At 43.4% G+C, this 8,196-nt stretch carries 6 protein-coding genes; 4 read left to right on the top strand and 2 right to left on the bottom strand.

The window, feature by feature from the left end:
* Positions 1 to 406 precede the first annotated feature (406 nt).
* Together B9T16_RS09520 and B9T16_RS09515 are read right to left on the bottom strand one after the other, a co-directional pair.
* A complete protein-coding gene (locus tag B9T16_RS09520; protein WP_006620329.1) occupies positions 407 to 622 on the bottom strand; it encodes a hypothetical protein in 216 nt (71 codons plus the stop codon).
* A gap of 265 nt (positions 623 to 887) precedes the next feature.
* Positions 888 to 1,322 carry a hypothetical protein gene (locus tag B9T16_RS09515; RefSeq protein ID WP_410244630.1) on the bottom strand — a complete coding sequence of 145 codons (435 nt, stop codon included), beginning with the start codon at positions 1,320 to 1,322 and terminating at the stop codon, positions 888 to 890.
* Positions 1,323 to 1,642: 320 nt separating this feature from the next.
* Between B9T16_RS09515 and sat the strand changes: the two genes are divergently transcribed.
* The 4 genes from sat to B9T16_RS09495 all read left to right on the top strand — a co-directional run bounded on the left by sat (position 1,643) and on the right by B9T16_RS09495 (position 7,778).
* The gene (gene sat / locus B9T16_RS09510) at positions 1,643 to 2,821 is read left to right on the top strand and encodes a sulfate adenylyltransferase (RefSeq protein ID WP_410244629.1); all 1,179 of its coding nucleotides are present in this window, start codon (positions 1,643 to 1,645) and stop codon (positions 2,819 to 2,821) included.
* Between the two features lie 295 nt (positions 2,822 to 3,116).
* A complete protein-coding gene (locus tag B9T16_RS09505) occupies positions 3,117 to 3,350 on the top strand; it encodes a hypothetical protein (protein ID WP_410244628.1) in 234 nt (77 codons plus the stop codon).
* Positions 3,351 to 3,447: 97 nt separating this feature from the next.
* Positions 3,448 to 5,796 (top strand): caspase domain-containing protein, encoded by a 2,349-nt coding sequence (locus B9T16_RS09500; RefSeq protein WP_410244627.1) that lies wholly within the window; start codon positions 3,448 to 3,450, stop codon positions 5,794 to 5,796.
* A 116-nt stretch (positions 5,797 to 5,912) separates the two neighbouring features.
* Positions 5,913 to 7,778, top strand: coding sequence for a response regulator (locus B9T16_RS09495; protein WP_006620324.1), 1,866 nt, complete (start codon positions 5,913 to 5,915; stop codon positions 7,776 to 7,778).
* The last annotated feature ends 418 nt before the right edge of the window (positions 7,779 to 8,196 follow it).

Here is an 8,196-nt window from a genome sequence, read left to right as displayed (position 1 = left end):
TGGGTTTTGAAANTTGAGCCATACCCTCCCCCCATAACCGAAACAAACACTCTTAGGGGTGCGACCGATGTGATAGCAGTCAATGGTTCGTAACGAACCGATAGGCTTGCCATTGACGGGTATCACGAGAGAGTTACCTTATCGGTGTTTGGTTAGGGGGGTGGTATGGGTATTTGACAGATTGATTAAGTTGTGCTTATTGACTGAGTAATCAACCGTTGACAGAATTATTTTCCTGTGCTAGGACTAGGTTATGAGTAACATTTGAGTAACTAGGCATAGTTATTGGGTTGAGTAATAACCCGCTATCGCTGTTAGGATAAGGGTTTATAGTTAACACGTTGTGGCGCAATCAAAGCGCCCTAATGTCTCCGTCCGACAAAAAAAGCCCCAGCCAGCCTTGTGGCTACCCATAGAATCCGGTTTGACTTCCGCCCCCTGGGTGCATTGCTTCACTAGAAATGGAAACGGAGGCTATTGAGATCTCCCCGGTGACTTGGCTTTGGGGGGCGGGGAGCATTTCTCCACGGAAGTCTAGGATGCTCACCAATAACAAATAAGCGATCGCTAAAATAATCGAAATGGCTCCGGTAATATAGGCAACTACTTTAGAACGTTCCATTCTCAATCAATTACAAGTTTCCACCATCCCACCCAGTATATACTAGACCATGGACAATTGAACATCACATTAACCATGATGTCGGGGCGGGTTCTGCTGTCAATCCTCAATTCCCACAGAAAAGATTGCCCAACCCGCCCTATACCCACAGTATGGGCGACCTATTTTTTCAAGGCTACCACATCACCAAACCCTCCCCAGCCCTCTCCCAGAGTTCGGGAGAGCCAGATTTAGAGGGTTTCATTATCCATCAATTACCTAGGTATTAGCGGTTATAACGGTCATCGCGATTATAACGATCATGGCGATTATAGCGGTAACCGCGATTATAGCGGTCTTGGCGATCGCGCATTTTTTCAAAGTTGTCGCGATAGCGCTTTTCCCATTCCTTTTTCTCACGACTGAGGCTGCGTTCTAATTCCTCATGGGCTTCTCGAATCACCCGTTCTTTTTGGCTTTGAGACAAACGCTGATTGTGGGGCTTGTTCATCTCATCTCGCATTTCCGATTCTAGCTGCTCATGTCGCCGCCGGCTATATTCTTCAAAATCCCTCTCAAACTGTCGCCGCCAATCATCATTATTACGATTAGCGATCGCAAATCCCGTTTCTCCTATAGTAGCTTGTTGAGTAGAATTAGCATAGGAAACCATCTGGTCAGCAGGCAGTTGTAACCCTCCCGCAATTAGAAATGTTGTCATAACCAAAATACCCTTCATTACTCAATTCTCCATAATTTGAAGATTAATTGACACCCCCATGGGAAATGATTACGGTTTCAGACTAACGAAAATCCGGGTTCATTTACCCATACATATATAGTATCATTTTGTCAATAGGATTGACCAAGTTTATAGTCGATATTGGTGATCACAAAGTTCCCAATCAAGTCCCCAGGGCAGACCATGAGCCGTATAAGGTACAGCCCCCCATATTTAAGTTCACAGCAAGGGGTAAAATAGGAGATTGAATAAAAATGAATCGATTTAGTTCAATCTGTAGTTAACTATTAGAGGTTACCTTGGCTCATCATCAAGATGCTATTGCGCCCCACGGTGGAAAGCTAATTAATCGCATGGCCAGTGCCGAACAACGGGCCGAACTCCTAGAAAAAGCCGATACTCTCCCCAGAGTAAAACTTGACGAGCGATCGCAGTCGGACTTAGAACTAATTGCGATCGGCGGTTTCAGTCCCCTAACCGGGTTTATGGAACAGGCAGACTATAGCAATGTCGTCCATAATATGCGACTGAGTAACGGACTGCCCTGGTCTGTTCCCATCACCCTATCCGTCACCGAAGAGGAAGCGGCGCACCTGTCGGAAGGTAGCCTAATCCGTCTGGACTCACCAAAGGGTAAATTTGTGGGAGTTCTGGAACTAACCCAAAAATACACCTACGATAAAGAACACGAAGCCATCCACGTCTATCGCACTAATGATAACAAACATCCGGGAGTCAAGGTAGTTTATGACCAAGGTCCGGTCAATCTCGCCGGTCCTGTGTGGTTACTCCAGCGAGAATCACACCCTTTGTTCCCCAACTATCAAATTGACCCAGCCGATAGTCGTTCACTATTCCGAGAAAGGGAATGGAAAACCATTGTTGGATTTCAGACTCGCAACCCTATTCACCGCGCCCACGAGTATATTCAAAAATGCGCCCTAGAAACTGTTGATGGTCTATTTCTCCATCCTCTGGTTGGGGCTACTAAGTCTGATGATATCCCGGCTGATGTGCGGATGCGTTGTTATGAAATCTTGATGGAACGCTACTATCCTAAAAATCGGGTGATTTTAGCGATTAATCCGGCTGCTATGCGTTATGCCGGACCGAGAGAAGCGATTTTTCATGCTATGGTCCGCAAAAACTACGGCTGTACCCACTTTATTGTCGGGCGTGATCATGCTGGTGTCGGGGACTATTATGGAACCTATGATGCCCAGCATATCTTTGATGAGTTTGAACCGGCAGAATTGGGTATTACTCCCATGAAGTTTGAACACGCTTTCTATTGCACATTGACTAAGGGTATGGCTACCAGTAAAACTAGCCCCAGTACCCCAGAACAACGGATTCACTTATCGGGAACCAAGGTTCGGGAAATGCTGCGAAGGGGAGAATTGCCACCCCCAGAGTTTTCTCGTCCAGAAGTGGCGGCGGAACTAATTAAGGCGATGAGGGTTCCCTCAGAAGCATAATTTCACCAAACCCCCCTATCCCCGTCTCTGGGAGGGGGGAGTAGAAAATTATCGACAATTGCAGAAGACGCGCTAGGATAAAATATATCCTATGCTAGGGCTCAACCGAATTTAATCGGTGGGAAACTCATCAGGTTATTGTCAAACCATCTCGGTGGCAGGTTCTCAGGTCTCTAGTTATGAATAATAAGAACATTGAGGCTTTCATGTCTAGGAAATAATCTTTGTGTTTCCCGCGATATTATCTAGTTATAGGAGTGATACAAAACGACAATTAGGAGAGTAATTAACACGAATGAAAATTGTCAATTTTTACACTAAAATTTCCATAAATAATCAGCGAGAAATGCCAACCTTCAAACAGTTAATAGCAGTGGATGCATATAAAATTTTATTTATAGCATTTATTCTTCTTAAAAAAAGCCGCGATAATGGCTATATTTACAGTCCGTGGTCAGTCTTAATTAATTTATGGATGAATTGGAGTATGGCTCACCATGATGATGTGATCCTGGGTTCAAAAATCTAGGAATTAGTGATGTTTTGGATTTCCAGAAATTGGTAAATTTTGCTAGTGAATAAGTTTGAGTAAGTTTCAGGGATAGATGGATTAGGAATAATAGATCATGGCATTAAAGCGACGGCAATTTCTAAAAAGATCGAGTATGCTACTGGCAGGGTTGGGACTTAGTGAGGCGGCTTGGTGGCAACTTGGCGATCGCTACCATAGGGCTTTAGCAGAACCGAATCATCGGAAACTGGCTCTGCTAGTGGGTATCAATCAATATCCGAAAGTCTCCCAACGCCATATAGAACCCCTATCAGGATGCGTCACGGATGTAGAATTACAGCGGGAACTGTTAATCGGTAGATTTGGATTTAACCCCTCAGATATCCTTACCCTTACTAATAAGGAAGCGACGGGGGAAAATATCGAAACTAGCTTTATAGAACATCTAATTAACCAAGCTAAACCAGGGGATTTGGTGGTTTTTCATTATAGCGGCTATGGCAGTTGTATGGCTGATGCTAATCAAAACCCTGACGCGGCTACTATTAAACATTCCCTAATTCCCGTTGATGTCACCCCAGACCATAATGGAGAACCCATTAACGATATTATGGAGGATACCCTGTGGCTATTACTGCGATCGCTGAAAACTCAACAAGTCATCACAATTCTTGATACCAGTTATGCTTATCCTGGTTATTCTCAACAGGGAGTCCTGAGAATCCGATCAGCAGCCAGCCCCAATTCTAGCCAAATTAGCGATCGCACCATTACCCGACAACAACAATTACTACAGCGCTACCAAATCGACCCCGAACAACTAGAACAACGTCGCCTCGGAGAACTTCCTGGTATAGTCTTAGCAGCCAGCAAACCCACCGAAATGGCTACAGAAACCACTTGGTCTGGACTCAGCGCCGGATTGTTTACCTATAACCTTACTCAAACTCTCTGGAATGCGACAGCCACCTCAGACTTCAAAGAAACTCTAGGTCGTGTAGCCGGAGTGGTAGAACGTATTACCGGACCGAACCAGCAACCTCAGCTTCAGCGTCAAGTTAGAATTACGTTAGATGATCAACCACCCATGATTAATCTACCGCTAACATCACCCCCAGTCGATGGAATTGTTACTGCTGTGACTGGGGATGGCAAAAGTACGGAATTGCTACTGGCTGGTTTACCTGGTTGTGTTCTGGAATCGGGAGAAATTAATTCCCTATTTACCATTGTATCAAACACTGAGAGTACAGAAGCTAAGGTGCAGCCAAAACTCCAAATTCGCGGCTCTAACTCATTGCACGCTACCGCTGAGGTGAGAATATTAGAAGTGGGTGGTATCAAGTCACCTGTGGTTCAGTCCGGCCAATTTATTAAAGAGACTATTCGGGTTATACCTCGCCACATTAACTTAAAAATTGGTCTTGATTCTAAACTCGATCGCATTGAAAGGGTCGATGCAACCAGTGCCTTGTCTAGTATTGATCATATCTCTATCACTAGCAACGACCAACCCATTGATTATCTATTCAGCGCTGTACGCGATACTACTATTGCTCAAAATCCGAGTAGCTCGATGAATTCATTATTCCCAGGGCATTATGGTCTATTTTCCCCCGCTCAGGTGGTGCTTCCCGATACAGCAGGAGAAGGTGGAGAGGCTGTCAAAGTCGCCGTACAACGATTAGTTCCTCAATTGAAAACTCGATTAGCTGCTAAGTTGCTACGACTGACGGAAAATGAACGTTCTGACTTACTCAAAGCCAAAGTTACCCTAGGGATGTTAACTCCCCAGTCACGGGCGATCGCTAAACGAGAAACCCCTGATTTATCCCATCAGGGAAGTGATCAACTCACCCTAACCAGCCCAAATAATGCTAATTCTACCCCAGCGGTAGCACACCGTTCCGAGACCTTTGGTATACCGACTATACCAAAGGAGAGTCGTATTCAGATGCAATTACAGAATAATGGTGAACTCCCATTATATTTCATCATGTTTCTGTTTGACAGTCGTGGTCAAACATACGTTTATGATGCTACTAGACCTCCCATAGTTGAGACTCAAGACAGTTCTATGATTTTACCCCAGGTTTTACGGGTAGAAGGGGGAAAAACTATGAGTATTCCCCCAGCTAATGTTAATGGCGGAACTAGCACCACCGAAACCCTAGGAGAATTGGTGCGGGGTCCGGCTGGGTTGATTGAAACCTATCTGATTATTAGCCATTACCCTTTTACTCAGACTTTACCAGCTATTAGTCGTGGTTTAAAGCAAACTTCCATCAGTTCAAAAAATAGACTGCAATTGCTGTCAAATCCTTGGGAAGTTTCCCGGTCTGTATTGGAGGATTTGGCAAAAGCTAGTCAACTAGGAGTTGAACGTTCTGGGATTTCTACTGATAATCTTGCCCTAGATATTAATGCTTGGGCTACCTTTAACTTTGTCTGTCGAGTTGTGTAAAACTTGTCAGGAGTTGAGATACTTATATAGTAGACAGTTATTTCTTTTTTCTATCCGGTTTCCTATCTTGTTAGTCAGGGTTAGAGAGTTGATGATAGCATCAGTAGGAGATGTTCATGAAAATTTTAATTGTTGAGGATGATAGAAATGCAATTGTTCCTCTGATTGACGAGTTAAAAGCCTATCACTATATTGTTGACTTGGCGGTTGATGGTCATACCGGATTGGAACTCGCTTTAGAATGGAATTATGATTTAATTATCCTTGACTGGATGCTTCCCGGAATCAATGGACTAGCAATTTGTCGTCAATTGCGCGAGCAAGGTTTTCTCAAACCTATTTTGCTTTTAACTGTACGCAATCTTAATGAGGAGATTATTACCGGATTAGATGCTGGCGCTGATGATTTTGTTTCTAAACCTTATAGCCCGTCTCAAGTTTTGGCGAGAATTAGAGCCTTATTAAGAAGGAAAAGTTTGCCACAATTACCATTACAATTTACCTGGGAAAACTTGCAGGTTAATGAAACTTCTGCACAGGTTTATTATGATAACAAGCCTGTTGATATTAAGCCAAAAGCCTATAATTTACTGTTGCTATTTCTGAAAAATCCACAGCGGATTTTTAGCCGTCAGGATATTATCGATCAACTCTGGTCTTTTGATAATGAACCCAGCGAATATGCGGTCACTAATTTAATTAAAGACCTGCGCCGAACTCTCAAAGATGCGGGGATGATTACAGATATTATCGCGACTATTTATGGCTTGGGATATCGCTTAAATCCACCCCCAGAAACTGAATCTAATCAGGCAGAATATCTGGATAACTCACCGTCTTTAATCCCTCGATCTAACCATAATATTGAGGAGATTTTGGCTAAATATCAGAATTCCTTTGACGAAGAGGTCGGCTTTTTAGAAACCATGTTTTTAATCAATTATTCGGATGATTCTATCTCAGAAATTGCCAGGGAAAAGGCTCAAGAAATTGCTCATAATTTAGCGGGAAGTTTGGGTTCTTTTGGCTATCAACGAGGTTCGGAATTAGCCCGTGATATCGAAAACTGCTTGAGCTATGATGATGGCTTATCAGATAAATATAAAAATATCAGTATAATTCAAGAAAAAATACGCCAATTATGTCATGAAATTAACCAGTCTCCTCAACCGATATATTTCCAAATTTGTGCTTCATCTAATCAAATTTTGCTGATTGATGCTGATCGAAGTTTAGCGGAACAATTACAAGGTCAAGCTGGCGCTTGGAACTTAAATATAGACGCGGTTTCCACTTTGACTAATGCTAGACAGTGGCTGACCAAAACTCTCCCTGATGCGATTTTATTAGACCCCCATTTGTCAGAGGAAGATTTGACAGGATTTGATTTCCTCAAGAACATCGGACAACGTTTCCCGGAAATTCCTATTTTGATTTTTACTTATGAGGATAACCTGTCGGAACGTATTATGTCAGCGCGTTTGGGGGCTAGACGATTTTTGCACAAACCCGTTACGCCTCAATACATTTTTGAAGCGATCGTACAAGTTCTCCCCAAACCCCCCAGCCGAGATGCTCGGATTCTGATTGTAGAAGATGATCCTATCTGTTTGCAAGTTTTGCGAAATATCCTCAAACCCTGGGGATTTGATATGATTTGCTTGAGAGAACCTAACCAATTTTGGCAAGTCCTAACCCAAACTCTCCCGGATTTATTAATTTTAGATGTACAAATACCTACCTATACGGGTTTGGATTTGTGTCAGGTCGTCCGACAAGACCCGGCTTGGGAAGAGTTACCAATTTTGGTGGTCACTGGACATCAAAGTTCTGATATGATCCAAAGGGTTTTTGAAGCTGGCGCAGATGATTTTATTACTAAACCAATTATGGGCCCAGAATTAGTCACCCGCGTTATGGCTCGTATTGAGCGATCGCAACTGAGAAGAAAAGTTAAACAGATCCGAAAACAGTCTAGGTGAGTTATCCATCATAGCCGCAGCTACTGACCGAGATTGTCAGAAAGAAAAACCCAGCCCCCACTTCCAGCCCACTAGGGACTAGATATTTAGGTCTCCTACTCACCCAGAAAGGGCATGAACCCTTGAGGGCTTTTGGTTTCCTAAACTATTAGGTACCAGCTCTATATGGGTAGACTGGGCTGTATATCAGGGTCTATGTAGCATAGTACCAGCAAAATATAAGGAACTTATAAGATGATATCCAAAATTTGTAAAGCCCACACCCTTACCTGATTATGGCCAACCTTTCCCAATAGTTCTGTCTGTTTATCGATTTCAGGTAGCATCTTCTGATACCGCCTGACTTTTTTGGCGGTCTGGGAGGGTGACGACTTTGGCTGTGGTGAGTTGTAAATACGCCTAAGTTGTTGAGGTGGGA

Source organism: Arthrospira sp. PCC 8006, assembly GCF_046480465.1.
Classification (GTDB): Bacteria; Cyanobacteriota; Cyanobacteriia; order Cyanobacteriales; family Microcoleaceae; genus Limnospira; species Limnospira platensis.
This window is presented reverse-complemented; position numbering and strand designations above follow the sequence as displayed.